At 54.1% G+C, this 16,467-nt stretch carries 17 protein-coding genes; 4 read left to right on the top strand and 13 right to left on the bottom strand.

The window, feature by feature from the left end; all coding sequences use genetic code 11:
- The coding region (locus EDC90_RS19130; RefSeq protein ID WP_165972905.1) for a tyrosine-type recombinase/integrase at positions 1–249 on the top strand (249 nt) is incomplete at its 5' end.
- A gap of 236 nt (positions 250–485) precedes the next feature.
- Entirely contained in the window at positions 486–1,202 is a 717-nt protein-coding gene (locus EDC90_RS19125) for a 3-keto-5-aminohexanoate cleavage protein (RefSeq protein WP_132314137.1), read from the top strand.
- Positions 1,203–1,238: 36 nt separating this feature from the next.
- Here EDC90_RS19125 and EDC90_RS19120 read toward each other — a convergent pair whose 3' ends face one another.
- The 5 genes from EDC90_RS19120 to repA form a co-directional block, all read right to left on the bottom strand.
- Positions 1,239–1,670, bottom strand: a complete 432-nt coding sequence (locus EDC90_RS19120) for a type II toxin-antitoxin system VapC family toxin (protein WP_132314136.1) — start codon at positions 1,668–1,670, stop codon at positions 1,239–1,241.
- Entirely contained in the window at positions 1,670–1,912 is a 243-nt protein-coding gene (locus EDC90_RS19115) for a type II toxin-antitoxin system Phd/YefM family antitoxin (RefSeq protein ID WP_132314135.1), read from the bottom strand. The genes EDC90_RS19120 and EDC90_RS19115 overlap by 1 nt, the downstream gene beginning before the upstream one ends.
- Before the next feature lie 91 nt (positions 1,913–2,003).
- A complete protein-coding gene (gene repC / locus EDC90_RS19110) occupies positions 2,004–3,323 on the bottom strand; it encodes a plasmid replication protein RepC (RefSeq protein WP_132314134.1) in 1,320 nt (439 codons plus the stop codon).
- A gap of 209 nt (positions 3,324–3,532) precedes the next feature.
- Positions 3,533–4,546, bottom strand: coding sequence for a plasmid partitioning protein RepB (gene repB / locus EDC90_RS19105; RefSeq protein ID WP_132314133.1), 1,014 nt, complete (start codon positions 4,544–4,546; stop codon positions 3,533–3,535).
- Complete coding sequence (gene repA / locus EDC90_RS19100; protein WP_132314132.1) at positions 4,543–5,757, bottom strand: plasmid partitioning protein RepA; 1,215 nt, start codon at positions 5,755–5,757, stop codon at positions 4,543–4,545. The genes repB and repA overlap by 4 nt, the downstream gene beginning before the upstream one ends.
- A 2,615-nt stretch (positions 5,758–8,372) precedes the next feature.
- Here repA and EDC90_RS19095 point away from each other — a divergent pair.
- Together EDC90_RS19095 and EDC90_RS19090 are read left to right on the top strand one after the other, a co-directional pair.
- Entirely contained in the window at positions 8,373–9,209 is an 837-nt protein-coding gene (locus EDC90_RS19095) for an IS5 family transposase (protein ID WP_132314131.1), read from the top strand.
- 254 nt (positions 9,210–9,463) lie between these two features.
- Entirely contained in the window at positions 9,464–10,105 is a 642-nt protein-coding gene (locus EDC90_RS19090; RefSeq protein WP_165972904.1) for a tetratricopeptide repeat protein, read from the top strand.
- A gap of 81 nt (positions 10,106–10,186) precedes the next feature.
- Here the strand turns inward: EDC90_RS19090 and EDC90_RS19085 are convergent, their stop codons facing one another.
- From EDC90_RS19085 to EDC90_RS19050, 8 genes are all read right to left on the bottom strand, one after another.
- Positions 10,187–12,256: a flagellar biosynthesis protein FlhA gene (locus EDC90_RS19085; protein ID WP_132314129.1), complete on the bottom strand. Its 2,070-nt coding sequence runs from the start codon at positions 12,254–12,256 to the stop codon at positions 10,187–10,189.
- Positions 12,257–12,259: 3 nt separating this feature from the next.
- Entirely contained in the window at positions 12,260–12,985 is a 726-nt protein-coding gene (locus EDC90_RS19080; protein WP_132314128.1) for a secretin N-terminal domain-containing protein, read from the bottom strand.
- An 11-nt stretch (positions 12,986–12,996) separates the two neighbouring features.
- Complete coding sequence (locus EDC90_RS19075) at positions 12,997–14,244, bottom strand: pilus assembly protein N-terminal domain-containing protein (protein ID WP_132314127.1); 1,248 nt, start codon at positions 14,242–14,244, stop codon at positions 12,997–12,999.
- Between the two features lie 55 nt (positions 14,245–14,299).
- Entirely contained in the window at positions 14,300–14,854 is a 555-nt protein-coding gene (locus tag EDC90_RS19070; RefSeq protein WP_132314126.1) for a hypothetical protein, read from the bottom strand.
- A 16-nt stretch (positions 14,855–14,870) separates the two neighbouring features.
- Positions 14,871–15,185: a hypothetical protein gene (locus EDC90_RS19065; protein ID WP_132314125.1), complete on the bottom strand. Its 315-nt coding sequence runs from the start codon at positions 15,183–15,185 to the stop codon at positions 14,871–14,873.
- Positions 15,186–15,277: 92 nt separating this feature from the next.
- Positions 15,278–15,556 carry a hypothetical protein gene (locus EDC90_RS19060; protein ID WP_132314124.1) on the bottom strand — a complete coding sequence of 93 codons (279 nt, stop codon included), beginning with the start codon at positions 15,554–15,556 and terminating at the stop codon, positions 15,278–15,280.
- Positions 15,557–15,646: 90 nt separating this feature from the next.
- Positions 15,647–15,955 carry a hypothetical protein gene (locus tag EDC90_RS19055; protein ID WP_132314123.1) on the bottom strand — a complete coding sequence of 103 codons (309 nt, stop codon included), beginning with the start codon at positions 15,953–15,955 and terminating at the stop codon, positions 15,647–15,649.
- A gap of 39 nt (positions 15,956–15,994) precedes the next feature.
- The coding region (locus tag EDC90_RS19050; protein ID WP_207903966.1) for a hypothetical protein at positions 15,995–16,467 on the bottom strand (473 nt) is incomplete at its 5' end.

Here is a 16,467-nt window from a genome sequence, read left to right as displayed (position 1 = left end):
GATCAGGAGATCGCCCGGCTCATCAAGAAGACCGTGCTTGCCGCCGGCATTCGCGGCGATATGCCCGAGGCCGAACGGGTCAAACTGTTTTCCGGTCACTCCTTGAGAGCAGGCCTCGCCTCCTCGGCCGAGGTCGACGAGCGCTATGTCCAGAAACAGCTCGGCCATGCCTCTGCCGAAATGACACGGCGCTATCAAAGACGGCGCGACCGGTTCCGGGTTAATCTCACCAGGGCCGCGGGGCTATAGAACACCTCCGGGCAAAGTGGAGACCGGTTCACCGTCCATGAACCCCGGAAACGCGCCAGACACCTCCCCTGCCCTGGCGCCGCTTGCCGAAATCCGTCGTGGTGTCGCGCTCATGGACAGCGGGCGAAAGCGCGATGCGTAGCTTCAATAGGTCAGAGCGTCCTTTGTGCATCCGAATGGATGCACGGCGCTCTAAAGTCCTGTAGGTTTCGCAAAAAACATCCCAAGAGGCAAATATGATCGTTCAAGCCTGTATCAACGGCGCGCGGCCCTCGGATTTTCATCCGGCATTACCACTGACGATCAGAGCGATGGTCCGTGACAGCGTGCAATGTGTCGAAGCGGGCGCTTCAGAACTCCATATCCATCCGCGCAATGCCGATGGCGTTGAAAGCCTCAATGCGACAGACGAACTCATATCTTCCTTGCGCCGCGCGTGCCCCGGCACGCTTGTCGGGGTTTCAACCGGAGACTGGATCGAGGGGGATGCGGCGGCAACGCGCAATGCCATCACAAACTGGAAGATGCCGCCCGATTACGCTTCGGTCAATCTCTCGGAGGACAATGCGCCCGCGATCATGGCCTTGCTTGAACAAATGGGGGTTGGAGTCGAGGCTGGCCTTGCAACAGCCGACGATGCCAAACGCTTCATCACCCTCCCCGAAAGCAGGCGCGTGTTTCGCATTCTGGTTGAATTGGACGAACAGCAGCCGGACGAAGCTGATCATATTGCTGATGACATCGCAAAGCTGCTGGCTGATGCAGGTCTTGCGCGACCGATACTTCTTCACGGCTGTGATGCCACGGTCTGGCATTTCGTGCGACGCGCAAGGCAAAACCTCTGGTCAACGCGCGTCGGTCTGGAAGACGGATGTTTTCTGGAAAGCGGCGAAGTCGCAGAAAGCAACGCCGCTCTTGTTGAAGAGGCCGTGAAAATCTTTCGTCAAAGGTGAAATCGATTTTCGGGCCGATACTGTAGCAAAAGCAAATCAACCCGGCAGCGATTGAAACGGGTCGTGAACCGGAACGCCAAGCGGCACGAAATGGCGGAGATTGCGGGTCAGGATCGTCAGCCCGTGGGCCTTGGCGGTCGCAGCGATGGCGATATCGGCAAAGCCCGGCTGATGGGCGCGGGCGGCATCAAGGATCTCGCCTGCTGCATGGGCACAACGAAGATCGAAGGGCAGAATCTTCTGTCCATAGAGATATTCGATGCTCTGCCACCAGGTCTGCAAACGCTCGGCCTTCGTCTTCGCCTGCTCCCGTTCGGCCTTGGCAATTCCGGCATGCACCTCGGCCGCCGTCACCGTCGATAAGAAAAGATCGTCGCTTGCCCGGTCAAGCCACGCGATCAGCGCCGCCTCACGTCCGCGTTTCGATGGCGCGAGTGCTGAAATGACATTGGTATCGACAAGATACATCACAATGCGACGTCGCGACCGGGTTTGTCACTGCGCTCGGTAATCGTGTCCTCATCGCCGGGATAAGCGGCCAGAAGCTGGCCGAAACTGGGCACATGAGCGAGTTTTTCATAGTCCTCATAGGACAGAACCACCGCTTCCTTTCGCCCATGTCGGGTAATGATCGACGGTGTACCGCTGACGGCCTGATCGACAACCGCTGAAAACGTCGCCTTGGCATCTCTGAGCTGAATTTCTTTCATCATCGCCATCCTACTTTGTGACCACTGTAGTCATATATAGACTTTCAAAGGCCGATGGACAAGATTAGTAATCAACGGATCGCCTCACCTGTCATCGCTTTTTCATGCGCTCAGCCAGTGCCGACGAGATCAGCATGCCCGAATTGTCTTCAGAGGGCACATGACCGGATGTTAAAGCGGTTTCATGCGGCCTTTCCGGCGTTTTGGTCTGATCGAGCCGGGCGCGCAGCAGCGCCATCACCATCGGCCAGACAGAAAACTGCCCCTCTCCTGCCCTTTCGGTCAGGCTGCGCAGATATCCGCCCGGATTGTTGATCTGATCGGCCCGCTGGTAGATCGCGGCGAGGGTGATGGCCGCCTGCTTGTCGCCCAAAACCACACAGGCTGCACGCCAGGCGCTCGGGCTGATGCCCAGCATCGGCCGGGCTGTTTCGCTAACATGCAGAAATTCGCGCCAGTGGCGGATTTCCCCGCCTTCGGCCAGATCTTTCCAGTTGCTGCAGGCATCCAGCACGAGTTTTAGCGGCAATTCCCGTTTCGGCAGGCTGTGCAGGTTGTCGGTTTCATCGGCACTGCCGCTCGCTTCTTGATTTTTTCCAAAGCCGTATTCAGATTCAATATGAGATTCTGGATTTGAATTCTGTATGTGGCGCTCATTATGAGACTCATTGCCGCTCGTTTCTTGTGAATTTATGTGCAAATTCAATGCGTCATGGATTTCCAGTCGCAACAGCTCAAGATCTTCGCCAATCACATCGAGGATGGATTTTGTCGGCGTTCTTGGAAGCCTGACAATAATATCCTGATAAAGCCCTTCAATGGCCGCCCAGTTCCCAGGTACCCCCTCAAGCAGAGCGGTCTCGATGAGCTTCACAATATCACGACGCAACAGCGTAACGCGCTCTTTGGCCCGCTTGAACGCCCGCTTCTCGGCTTCAACAGTCTCTGCAAGCGCTTCAAACTCCTCTGCCCGCGCAACGACCGGCGACAAATCGAACCCATAGGCCTGCTCAACCTGCCCGCCCCTGCCCTTTCGCGCAAAACGCTTGCCATTGGGACTGTCACGGCGGATCACAAGGCCACATTCCACCAAAACGGCGATATGCCGCCGGAGTGTGGCCGGCGAAATACCGTTGGCGCGTGCCATCAACTGTTCATTCGATGGCCAGACAACCAGGCCATCTTCGGCACAAAGCTCGTTTTCCGGATAAAAGGATAAAAGCGCGTTCAGGATCGCCAGCGCCCGGTCACTGGTGCCAAGCAGCGCGCGTGCCGTGCGGATATTGTGAAAGACCTTCCATTTATGCACACGCGCCCCTTCGGGGATCGCGCTTGCACGGGTCTGACTTGCCATCATGGCGAGCGACATCGGCCGCTGCCCGAAGGGCGTCGTTACACTCGCATATTCCATTGTTTCACCTTCAAAAAGGCAAAAGAAACCACCCGCCCGAATAACAAAAATTACTCAGGATACTTGACTGTGATTCGGAGACATGCGACTCAAGAAGTGCTAACAACCTTGAGGCTCTCCGTGATCAATTGATCGGGGGGCCTTTTCTTTTGTCCGTTTCGCTCCTTTTCAACTCTTTCTCACCTTGCGAATCGTTATCTCTCCGCCGCTTAATTCTTATCCCGGCTTTTTCCGGCGGGGATGGAGAAATATTCTTCAGCCAAGGTATCAAGCCGGTCTTCAAGCCAGTCGGCGAACCCGTTATCCCTGTCTGAAATCGTAATCGTGGTGCTGGAGCGCGTACGCGACACGCGGCCTAACACCTTGCCATCAATAGATAAATCGCGCGTATTGCGGCTATCCTTGCGCTCGGACGTCCCCTGAGCGGCCTTGATCGCCATATCAATACGGCGTGCCGCTTCTGCGTTTTTGAAGGCGGCATTTTCCATAACCGAGCGGATACGGGCGAAGGATTTTTCCCCGCCCGCCCCACAGGCATCCGTCAAAGCCATCCATTTGGGACGGCCCACGCCTTTTGCCCGGCCAATCGCCAGGACGATATCTTCCGGTAAAGTGTTGGCAACTTTCAGCATCAGGGAAATGGGCGTTTTTGAAAGGCCGAGAACCGGCTCGATGGCAACACTTGAAAAACCGGCCTGCCGCAACTGCGCTGCCCACAAAGCCTGCTCAATCCAGGTCAGATTTTCGCGAACACCGTTTTCCAGCGACTGCTCGACGAGAAGATCTTTATCGGAGAGATGACGGACATAGGCACGAACGGTGATTTCGCCGGGCTTATCGCTTTCTGCAGCCAGAAGCTTGATCGCAGAAAGACGGCGGTGACCATAGGCCAGTTGATAACGGCCTTCGTCTGTCGGGTGCGGGCGCACCAGAACTGGAATTTTCTGCCCTTCAGAGCGGATTGATCCGGCGAGGCTTTCAATCTCTTCGCTGACTTCCACATCGCTTTCAAAGCGGTCATGATATGGTGACGGGTCGATCTTTGCAGGATCCAAAACCACAATGCTGCTCTCGGAGAGCGTATTGAGTGCCTTTCCGACACTGTTGACCACCGGCGAACCACGTCTCGTCCGTGACAAAGGGAATACGGGCTGCTCCGGAGTATCTTTGGTTTCCGAGTCCGGATTGGCTTCCGCCATCATTTTCAGAATGTTCTTTTTCATGATCTGCCCCAGACTGTCTTGAGAAGATCGTGGATCTCGCCATTCACATGATCGGCACTCTCAAGCGCACGTTTCAGCGTTTCGCGGCCAACTTCGCCGCTTTCCAGCTCGTAAAGCGATTTCTTTGCCACCCCTGCCCCGGCAATGGCGGTCGACTCAACCGCTTCATAGACAAGCACATCGGATTCAAACAACCGACGCATCACACTGCCCATATATTTTTGCGGGCCGTCATTGGGATTAACCCGTGTCAGAAGAAACTTCATGAAGTCATGGTCAAACTCAGCGCCAAACTGCGCCAGCGTGTCGGCAAGGTCTGAAATCATGATCAGAAACTGATTGCATGATGCGACATCGAGCATGGACGGATGAACCGTGACAACGAGGCCTGTCGCTGCATAAAGTGCAGCAAGCGTCGAATATCCGAGAGAAGGTGGCGTATCCAGCACGACAAAATCATAATGCTGTTCAACCGACTGGATGGCGTTACGCAGCCGCTCAAAAAACAGACCGAGCTCATCCCGCTCGCGCTGGGCAAGATAAGCCGGCGTGTCGAACTCGAAATCCATAAGCTCAAGATTGCCCGGTATGAGGTGAATGCCCGGGAAATAGGTTTCGCGGATGGTTTCGGCCAAGGGGCGACGTTCGGTATCGTAGCGCAGCGCGGCGTAAACCGTCTCATTCTCTGCCACATCGAATTCAGGCTGCAGACCGAAGATGGACGTCATCGAGGCCTGCGGGTCAAGATCGATACACAAAACCCGGTAGCCCTGCAGGGCGAGATAATGCGACAGGTGGATGGACGTTGTCGTTTTCGAGCTGCCACCCTTGAAATTGGCCGTGGCAATGACCTGCAGCTTTTCACCTTCGCGCCGTCGCGGCCAGAGCCTGAGGGCATCATCCGGACGCCGCTCGGCCAGAAACGCACGCAGCTCCGTCAACTGTGTGACAGAATACATCCGCCTGTTATTGTCAGCACGATGCGGCTGGGGCCCCTTCCCTTCAATCGTCATCGCCCGTAAAGTACTTTCCGGAACATCCAGCATCTTCACCAGATCCAGTGTTGAGAAAGTGCGGGTAAACGCTTTGCGGGCTTCCGGCGGATAGATACGATGCCGCATGACCTGCAGCTCAGCAGAGAGCTTTTCGGTATAATCTGCGATCTTCTGCGCCGTACCGCTTGAAAGGCCGTATGTGTCCGCTTCGTTCATTTGACGGTTTCCGGTTCGATATTCGTTTAATACCGCTAAAAGCTGCATGAGTCGTCCCGATTCTGCAAGATCTTTTTCGTTAATGAAAGGTTAACGTGGTGATCAACCTGTTTCTGCTGCGTCAAAACAGTCAACCGACATGCAAAATGGCGGAAGATCAGGGCGGTAATCCCGCGAAGCTTGAGCCATAGCTGAACCGAGAAAGCTTGATTGCGGCAAGCGCGTTATCGGCACAACTGCCTTAAGGCATCGCAAAGCCACGCGCATCTTTAATTCGATTAAAGCAGCGGTCGGTGAGATTTCGGCAGGGATCGTTAACCAGCCGAAGGCAAGGGTCTCTTTTCAGCTTTGTTTTGCCGCACTATTGACGAACCCTTGACCTGACCTACTCCGCCGCGAGTGGCCTCGGCACCATAGCCACGGAAGGCCAAGAGCGTCTTTCCGGCAAGGTGACAGGTAAACAGGCCTCGCATATAGCGAAAGCCAGCATGCTGTTTTTTGGAAAGGCCACGATCAACCGGCTGCCCATCAGCATCAACGAGATCTATGGATATTCAATGTCAGGCCGCTTCTGGTGCGTCCCATGCTTCGATTGACGCCTTTTTTTGCCCACGGCACCATAGTGATGCGCACGGTCACACGGCGATTGTTCTTGGATAAATGCAGGTCCGCTCAAAGCGCCTTCAAAATCCGTCGGCTCAAAACGTTGACGCAACAACAGTCTCCTTTCCAAAGGCCATAGAATCAATTCGCCACCGCGCATGAGCACCTCGTTTCCGGGTTTATGGCCAGGCCGGATAAAAGCGCATCCTCTTGACATAAAGACTACACGATGCCGATCAAAGGAAGCCGATATATGGGACTTAGAACCATCGGCCTTCTTCGCGCCTGGACAGCAAACGCCCGCGCCCTTCATTAGCATTTTTCGATGTACCAGACGCTGTGTGCAGTAAAGGGCTATGATTCACCCGCAGACCTTACACGTGAAATCTGATCTTTTGTTCACGGCGGCCAAGTGATCGTGGTGGCGCGCGCATAGCGTAAGTTTCGACATAGTGTCACCGCGAAGACTTCCGCTATCAACTTCAGTAGAATTCAGGCGAGCCCTGCCCTCGCCAGCGCGTTCGCTCTGAGCCAAGCCGAACCTCCTTGCGTGAGAGAAATCTATTGCGACGGCGTGAACTTCCTGGATACGTCACAGCGCTTGCTCTGTTATACGAAACGAGGGAGCTATGTATAATGCGGGTGGCCGATCGCGCCTGATCCGCTGAAAAGTTTTCAATTGAAAACATAGCGGCTTGAAAAGAGCGGAAAGCCATACCGAAGATACAGGTACCAAGCCACGGATTTTCTGCACATCGACCAACCACGGCATCAGGAAAACCATGCCGGCCTGCAGAGTGGTCAAAGGCTTGCGATTACCCTGAACACATTTTTGGTAGCTTGGCAAACACGGCCCCACTGCCTGAACGATTGGTGTTGTGCCGCATCCCTCACATTTGCTCCTGCCTTGTGCATGTGCCGCTCAAAATAGAATCGCGACGCTTAAGTCTTGCCGGTACCTCTCTTCCAGTTTCAGTCAGAACTGGTCCGCTGATCTTTTCGCCCGTTCCCGGTTACGGTCAAACCAATGAGGCCGCACTACCACAGCAAGATGCACGTCAAAAACATGCGCACGTCGTGAGCGCCTTGAAGGCGGATAGCGAATGTCGTGATTCGCTTTTCCGTCAGTGGTGCGGCCATCCGGAATAAAGGACTGCCCTCCTATGCGTGGCCGGACAAGGGTTAGACGGGTGCTAACAGAACGCCATAGGCAGGTGCAGCGAAACCCTATGTCATGTCCGAAGAATGGGGCAGGGTAGGGCCGTTGGATAAGATGTGAATTGCCGAAACCTCAAACGCGACTGCGCGGACGATTGTATCGCCCGGCCAGCCGCCCAGAGAAAAAGAAAGGCCGACAGGCGCGCAAGCATACGTCATTTCAGGAACCACGTCGAAGCGAACACGCTGTCGTCTCGGATTGCGGCCAAACCATCTCGAGGAATATCCAATTCCCGATGGAGGGGAAAAGAAGAGCAGAGAATATCCGGAGCTGTTCCATCTTTCAGGCATGGGTTACATCACCTTAACCTGCAAACGAGTGTTGAAGCGCTACAGCATCGGGCCGAAAATCGGATCGATTTTCGGGAAGCACAAAGGACGCTTTAATGGGGCGTCTGAACATATTCCTACCGCCCGGGTCTGAACGATATACGCGAGCGCAGTCTTTTGGGAAGGCTCGGTGCATGCCAGGGGAGGGGAGGGGAGGGGAGGGGAGGAAGGTGTCCCGATCAGAGAAGAACCGGAAATGGCGCGGCGGCATGCCCCATGATTTCTATCACCGTTTCGTTTCGCAGGCCGAGCAACAGGAAACAAACATTCTAAATAAAAATCTATATTTTAGACATCATTACTATACCGATATCTAATATATAAAACAAATTCAATTGTTTTTGATATTTATATTTAATTAACCATAGTTTCTATTATATTGATTCAGAGGCCGATTTAAAAGTTATTGAGTGATATCAGAAGGATGTGATTCAACCACCTCTGCCAAGAACGTGGAGGATCGCATGCCCTGGACTGATATCACCCGCCTGCAGCATAACCGTGATCGCCTTCGCTATCCAACCGATTTGACGGATCGTGAGTGGGCTGTGCTTGCTCCGCTGATACCGCCGGCCAAGCCCGGCGGGCGGCCGCGGAAAACGAATATGAGGGAGGTGGTGAACGCGATCCTTTATATTGCGGGCAGCGGCAGTCAATGGAGGGCTCTGCCGAAGGACTTTCCTCCGGTCTCCACGGTGCGAGGCTATTTCTACGGCTGGCGCGACATCGGCCTTTGGCAGACCATCAACCATCTGCTTGTCTGCGCTACGCGCGAACTGGAGGGGCGTGAGGCCTCGCCCACGGCCGGTGTCATCGACAGCCAGAGCGTCAAGACCACCGAAAGTGGCGGGGTTTCGGGCTACGACGCCGGCAAGAAGATCAAGGGCCGCAAGCGCCACATCATCACTGATACGCTCGGTCTGATGCTGTTCGCGCATGTCCATGAAGCCGATATCCAGGACCGCGACGGCGCACCCGATGTCCTGAAAGCCATCCGCTACCGTTTCCCCTGGTTGCGCCATGTCTTCGCAGATGGCGGCTATGCCGGGCAGAAGTTGCGAAAAGCGCTGCGCGGATGCGGCCAATGGAACCTTGAGATCATCAAGCGCTTCGACACAGCGAATGGCTTTGAGGTTCTGCCCCGACGATGGGTGGTCGAGCGCACCTTCGGCTGGTTCGGTCGATGCCGTCGACTCGCCAAAGATTGGGAGAAGTCCATCGCAAGCGCCACAGCATGGGTCAACATCGCAAGCATCAGGGTGATGACAAGGCGGCTCGCACGATATTGTTTCCCGTCATGAACTTTTGAATCCGGCTCTCAGGCATTCTGGCTGCCCTGGGTAATGATTCGCGCCTGAAGAAGTTCCGGTGCAAACACAGAGGAGGGGGCCGGAAACACGAACTGTGTTCAAGCCGATGGTGAAAATTAATGCTAAAGAGGGACAGACACGAGGCCAGAGGCAACCTCGCGCTAAAGCTCAGGACATCGGCTGTCGTAATCGGCGTCGCCTTTCTGATATCCGGATGCGTTACAAGCAACAGTTCGAGCTCGAGCGTGCAGGCACAGATCGCTGTCGCAGAGAGCAATCTGCAATCCGGGGATTATGAGAAGGGGTACCGTATCCTTAATCAGGTTGCCGCCACAAATCCGGGCTCCAGCAAAACCATGCTTGCCCTCGGTAATGCCTATTTTGCCGACGGCGCCTATCTGAAAGCGCGCAGCTTCTATCAAAAGGCGCTTGCCCTCGGTGAACACAGGCAAGGCACGCTCGGCATCGCGCGCGTTCAGATCGCCGAACGCGATTTTCAGGGTGCAAACAGCACGCTCTCTCCACTGCTGAAAAGGCATTCGACCGATTACGAAGCCTTGAATATGAAGGGCGTCATCTACGATGCGCAAGGTCAGCACGATCAAGCACAGGCAATTTATCGCCAAATCTTGCTGCAAAAGCCTGACGACGCGAAGGCGATGAATAACCTGGCCCTGTCCCTGATGCTTTCCGGGCAATTCGAAGCGGCCGAAGTGGTGGAGACCGAACTTTACCACTCGAACAAAGATGATCCGCGTGTCAGGCAGAACCTGGCTTTGATCATGCATTTACGGGGCAATGAAAAGCAGGCCTCAGCCTTAACCGAAGGCTACCTCACGACAAGCCAGAAAAAACATAATTTCAATAGCTTATCCATCCTGAAGTGATCCAAACAACTTCACTCGAAGCGATATTCCGGATCAACGGTGAAATCCGCTTGCGATGTCCAGATGTTGCGTGGGTTCGTCTCACTCGGCTGCACTTTGCTCGTCCGGAGCAACAACGCCGACCGGGTAAACGACCGTCGCCGGCATGATCTCCGAATACGCCAGAACAGGAACGTAAATGCCTTGCTCAAAAAGCAGTGTAAAAAGCGGAAAGCGCGTATCTTGCTGGGTCAGCAGCACCGGATGTTTGCCGCGCTGATATTCCCCTCCAAGAAGCGCGCGCACCTGTGAGGCAATATGGGCTGAAAGGGTCGGCTCAAGCAGCAGGAAGCTTCCTTCATTGGTGGCACGTATACCTTCGCGGATGAGGGATTCGATCGTTGGCGCAATCACGATCACCTGCAAAAAACCATCGGGCGCAAACCGGCGGGTAATAAATTCGCTCAGTTCGTTGCGCACTTTTTGCAGGACGGCGGTGCCTTCGAGCCCTTTTTCCGACCAGCGCAGAATAGCCTCAGTGATCCGGGTTCTGCTTGTTATGGGAATTCGCTCGTCAAGCAGCATCTGAAAGATCTTGCTGACGTGGCTATTGGGCACAGCATCACGCAAGGCAGAGACCAGAACCGGATGTTCAAGTGCCACAACGTTAAGGATCTGATGCGTTCCCTGCGTGTCGACGAAATCAGACGCATGCTCGACGACGCAACGGCGCAAATGCATGATCATACTGTCCAGTGCACTCCAGTATCTGATACCCTGTTCGACCAGGATATTAATCGCTTCGACCGGCACAAGCGTGCCCTCGCGGCGACCGTATGTGACCAGGCATTCAACGCCCAGAGGCTTGAGGTAGCTGGGATGCGCCTTGACAAACACGCTATCCTTCCTGAATTCACCGCTGGCAACCTCTTCATCCCCGATAAATATTTGATATTTCGTCTCTTCCTGCCAATTGATATCAAACTCCCAGTCAGTCCGCGGCAGTCCCAGCTCGCCTGACATGTGGTCACATGTCCCATCAAAAAGAAGGCAGAAGCGTTCCACATCAACCAGACAGATGGTTTTCGGAAGGACTACGCTCACAATATCCGTCCGAATACCACGCCGCCGCCGCTCGCGGATTGTCGCTTGTCTGGAAGCAATGCGTGCTTTCCAGTCAAAATTCATAAGACTGGTTGATTTCTTTTTACGCTGCAGCATCAACAGAACCGAGCCCATCATGCCACTGCCAACGGCGAAGAAAACCAGCTTTGGGAAGCCGGGAACAAAGCCGAACAGTATGATCAAAGCGCCAGCCGTGACAATCGTGCGGCTATTGGCAATAAACTGCTGCACGATTTCAAAGCCGAGATTGAGCCCGGCACGGCTGGTCACGCGGGTTACCATCGTGCCCGCAGCGATGGAGATCATCAAGGCCGGGATTTGCGCCACCAGCCCGTCACCCACGGTCAGCAGCGAATAAACCTGCGCGGCCTGGCCGAAGGACTGACCGTGCTGCAGCATTCCGATTGTGATGCCGCCAAGCAGGTTGATGACAGTGATGATCAGGCCTGCAATGGCATCGCCTTTAACGAATTTCATGGCGCCATCCATCGCGCCAAAGAGTTTGGCCTCCTGCTCAAGCGCCCGCCTGGCATCGGTCGCGTCCTGATGATCCATATTGCCGGCACGCACATCCGCATCGACGCTCATCTGTTTGCCGGGCATGCCGTCAAGCGTGAAACGGGCACCAACCTCGGCAACACGATCGGCGCCCTTGGTAATCACCAGAAACTGGACCACCGAAATGATCAGAAAGATAACCAGGCCGACAACCAAATTTCCGCCGACGACGACCTTGCCGAAGGTTTGAATCACCTGACCTGCGTCGCCCGTCAGCAAAATCAGCCGGGTTGTCGAAATAGAAATTGAAAGCCGAAACAGCGTGGTCACGAGCAATATGCTCGGGAAGGTTGAAAATTGCAGTGGCGATACCGTTTGCACTGACATCAAAAGGATAACAACCGCCGCGCTGATGTTCAGCACGATCATCACATCCATGAGACCGGGCGGCAGCGGAAGCACCATCATAAGGACGACGAGCGCGAAAATCAGGACAACGAAGATGTCCCTCTGCTCGCTGAGCATTTCACCCAGTCTGTTCATTCTCATGGGTTAAAACTCCGACTCGAAGTCAGAGGAATCTCCTTCAATAACAGGCGCTGAGTTGACGTTTACACCTGAGATCGGGCTATTCTCGTTGCGTGTCACTTCCCCTGCGGTCATCAGATCACGTCCGGAACCGGAGCCACGCAGCAATGCCGTCTCGGTCCGCTTGGCAGCTTCTGCCGCTTTCACGGTGTCTTCAACCTGGCCCACATAAGCGGGCGGCCCGGCGACCATTAAAACACGGTTTTGCGTGTCATACCGGAACATGAATTTTGGCTGGAATATCGACAGATTACGCAAAACCTTGACGATTTCTTCGCCGTCCGTCTTCTGTAATCCGATGACCTTCTGTTGCAGTTGATTTTCGGTATCGATGAAAAGCGTGGCGCCATCGAAAAACCAGACCAGATGATATTTCTCCGTCAGATAATCGAGATAGCCCTGATAGGTCAGATCATCGGGAACCTGCACGAGATCAGTATCGGGAACCTGATCGGAAATGGTGATCGCAATACCTGCGTTCACGGCGAAAAAACGCAATGCGGCCTTCAGCTTTTCATCCCGCGTCATAAATCGATAGTGTTCGTTCGCATTGGGGATTTGCGGCGGCATATAAAACACCTGTTCAACGGTGAGATGCCGGGCCGGCTCAAACGCCTGCGCCGACCCGCAGAAAAGTGACAAAGGCAGGAGCAGGAAAATTCCCAACCCTTTCAGCACAGATTTTTGCATCAGCCACATCATCAATAAGAAAATCCGACATTGCCATAAAGGGTGACAGGCGCCTTGTCGGCCCGGCGCTGCGAGAGAATGGATTCCAGAACCGTCGTGGGTTTGCCGATCGGATCCGTCTGCAAAGGCTGTCTGGCATCACCAAAATAGGGGGTGACGACGATCAGAAAGTCATCGTTGCGCGAGGTGATGCTTTCATGCCCGAAAATGTTCTGTATCAACCTCGAGAAAGCATTCGGATCACGTGGCGTCTGAAGGTCGCTGTTCGTCTGGAAATTGGTAAAGCCGCTCAGAATGAAATTTTCTGCCGGCACCAGTTGAACGCTCGTTTTGTAGCTGCGTGAGTTGATATTCGGGAATGTGTTGCCATTCACCGAACTTGAGGAACCACCCGGAACGGAGATTTCAGAATCAACATCGAGGGAAAGGCGATCTCCGGGAAGCAGCGTGGGCCTGAACCTGATGGAAAGGCCAATCGGCTTAAAGTCAACGCCGGACTGCGTAACGCCATCTGCTGTGCTGGTCTGCGGAATGGCAATCTGTTCGCCGGCCGAGAAGGTCGCCTCCTTGCCGTTGACCGTGGTCAGGGTCGTTTCATTAACGACAGTCGCGACGCCATCATGCAGCAACAGCTGCAAAAACGGCTCCGTATCCAGAAGTGAAAGCCAGTTCACGCCATAAGCGTCAAGCCGTGTCCGCGACACTTCGATGACACGCACAGACAAGCGGATAACCCCGCTTTTGGTCTCCACCAGCTCATCGACGATCTGAGAGGGCGCCAGAATTGGCCGGATACTGTCCAGGATCGCAAGGTGAATTCTGTTATCAGGCACCGTTCCAGTCAGCATCACACTGCCGCGCGAGGCCTTGAGCGATACATGGGCATCGGGAAAGCGTTGAGACAAGGTGTGCCGGACCTCATCCAGATTCTGAATTACGGTTACATTGACCCTGAACAACTGCTGCCCCTCAAAGTCAGAACCAATCAGCGTGGTCTGTCCGGCTGCTTTGCCGTAAATGAAATAGCCGTTTTCCTGCGAGCCTTCGATATCGGCGATATCGGGATCGGCAACAAACAATCCGGCGGCCCCCTTCGTTCCCTGAAGCAGTTCGCCCTTGCCAATCTCGATTGTAAGTGCAGGAAGCGTTTCCGGTGGACGACTGGCTGCATGCGCAGATGAAACGCCCACCAGAAACAAAAACAGGAGCAACCAGCTTCCATGGGAAGAACGCTCGGAAAAAGCAATCAAAACGCGCATATAACTCGCTCCTCAGTTCTGAAGGTGCTCGCCTTCAACTGCGCTTTTCCACCCATCAACTGGTCGACAGCGTTCGTGCCCAGTAATAACAATTCTTGAAAACGCCGGACATCTTGTTGAACGGTCCATAGAGCAAATGGCTGCCAACCTCCGGTATCTCCATCTTCGTGGAGGCGAACATGAGGTTTTCATGCGCCTCAACCATGCTCTTTGGCGCCCGGGGAGGGGCGGCACCATATGCACTGGCACGACCGACCTGGGTTTTCTTGTGTTGGCGCACGCCATTCAGGACTGAATCATCCTCAGCGGGGATCTTGATGACCCTTTGAGGAGACTGCCGCTTGCGCGCTTCCTCAGCCTCCATTTCTTCGCTACGGCTTTCCCCTGCCTCCCGGTGCGCGACGCCGTGTGCCTGATGCACCGTCTGTTCAGCCGTGTCCCCATCTGTCTGCTCTGTGAGCATGGCGGAAAAGGAGCCTGCAGCCACGTCTCTGGCATCCCGCTCAACAGGTCGCTGCTGAAGCGTCTTCTTCGGCGCCTCAGGGGCAAAAGCAGCGCGGTTATCGCCCTGGACCCTACCGACTTCAGCATCTTCAACTTTGACCGCCATGTCGAGCACTCCTTGTTTACTGTTCCGCCCTCAGATAGTCGCGTAATCGCTCCGATACTTCGGGGGCAGTCTTCTCGCTTGCCAATTGCAGACGCGCTTCCAGATAAGCCTGATTGCGTGACGTTTTGCTCATGCCATCAAGAGCGTCCCTGCAGCGCTCATTCTCACCCAGAAGAAGCAAACCATATGCTGCCATCTCTCTGAAACGCTCATCAGAAGGAAACAGAACCATACCGATGCGCGTGTAGACGACAGCTTTACGGAGAAAACCGCAACGCAGGCTGCAAACGGATAGCATCAAAAGCATCTTCAGCGGCACAGAATGATCCATTACAATTCCTTTCTAGATGAAATATTTCAATAAAAATCGCAACACTTTATTTAATTTCTAACGATATTTAATTTAAAATAATTTAGTTTACTCTAATTTATACTACTGGCAATTTTTGAAATAAGCTGAAATTTTGATGAGAGATTACTGATAGCCTGCTTGCTTTCAATATTATATATGCCTCGCTCAATATTTGAATTCATATTGCCTATTTCATGTTTAATCTGATCCCGTTTCAGCCCTTCCGTTGCTCGCGCAAACATGCTCAGATTAGCATCTCTGGCTTGGATCATCGCTTCACGTGATGCCAAACTTTGATCGCCCATATCACTACGATGCGGACCTTGCGCAACAAATGACGAAGTCAGCATTTTCGCCTCCGTGTTTTGTAAAATACAGGCCCGCGTCCTTGATCTCAACGACGCGGGCCCATATGCAATCTAAAGCCTTACCGACCGTCGTTAAGCCGAGGCGCTCTGAGACATCGTCTGGGCCGTGTCTTTATTCAGAGCCAGGCCGTCGGAAGCCATGGCCGCCAGCGCCTTGGCCTGAATATTGAGCTGGTTCCGAGAGGTCTCGTCGTGACCGTTTCTGATCTGATTACGCATCGCCCGATTTTGGTCCTCAATCGCTGCGTTCGTTGTCCGCTGCAGATTGTCGCAATAAGCATCGGCTTTCCGCTGATCAGCTTTTTTGTCCGCCGCATCCATTTGGTCAGAAGGTGACGATGCAAAAATCGAGCCAATAGCATTACCAAGAATACCAAACATGTTTCATCTCCTTTGTTAAACTTTACTACTTTTGATACTTCACGCGAACCGAAGGCCACCAAGCAACTGATTCACCAGCTGGCCTACGGGAGTTTTGTTAAATCCCAACAGGCCGAGAGGCCCCTGCGACGAAAGGTGCAGATGACCGGAAACCTGCCCAAAGGGACCGAACGATGGACCAGAGAAATTGATATCCATCGAGTTCCCCAAATTGGGCGACCAGGGCCTGTAACTGCCGCCACCGCTCATATGAGGTCGAGCGTATGATTGCATTTGGTTCATGAACCGGTCGTTCAAACGGAAATCCTGCAGCGAAAGCATCGGCAATTTCAGCTGCACCTGGGCGCTCGATTTTTTATGACCACCGAAGATACCGGAGATCAAACTCGAAACGCCGCTAGCAAGGACACTTCCTAGGTAATTGCCCACGCTGTTTCGTCCGGGCTTTTCAGGGGCTGACGGTTTTGAGGATTGTCTTGAACGTGTTGGCGCCGGAGCTGAGACGGGCGGTA

The organism is Martelella mediterranea (assembly GCF_004342225.1).
GTDB classification, from domain to species: Bacteria; Pseudomonadota; Alphaproteobacteria; order Rhizobiales; family Rhizobiaceae; genus Martelella; species Martelella mediterranea_B.
This window is presented reverse-complemented; position numbering and strand designations above follow the sequence as displayed.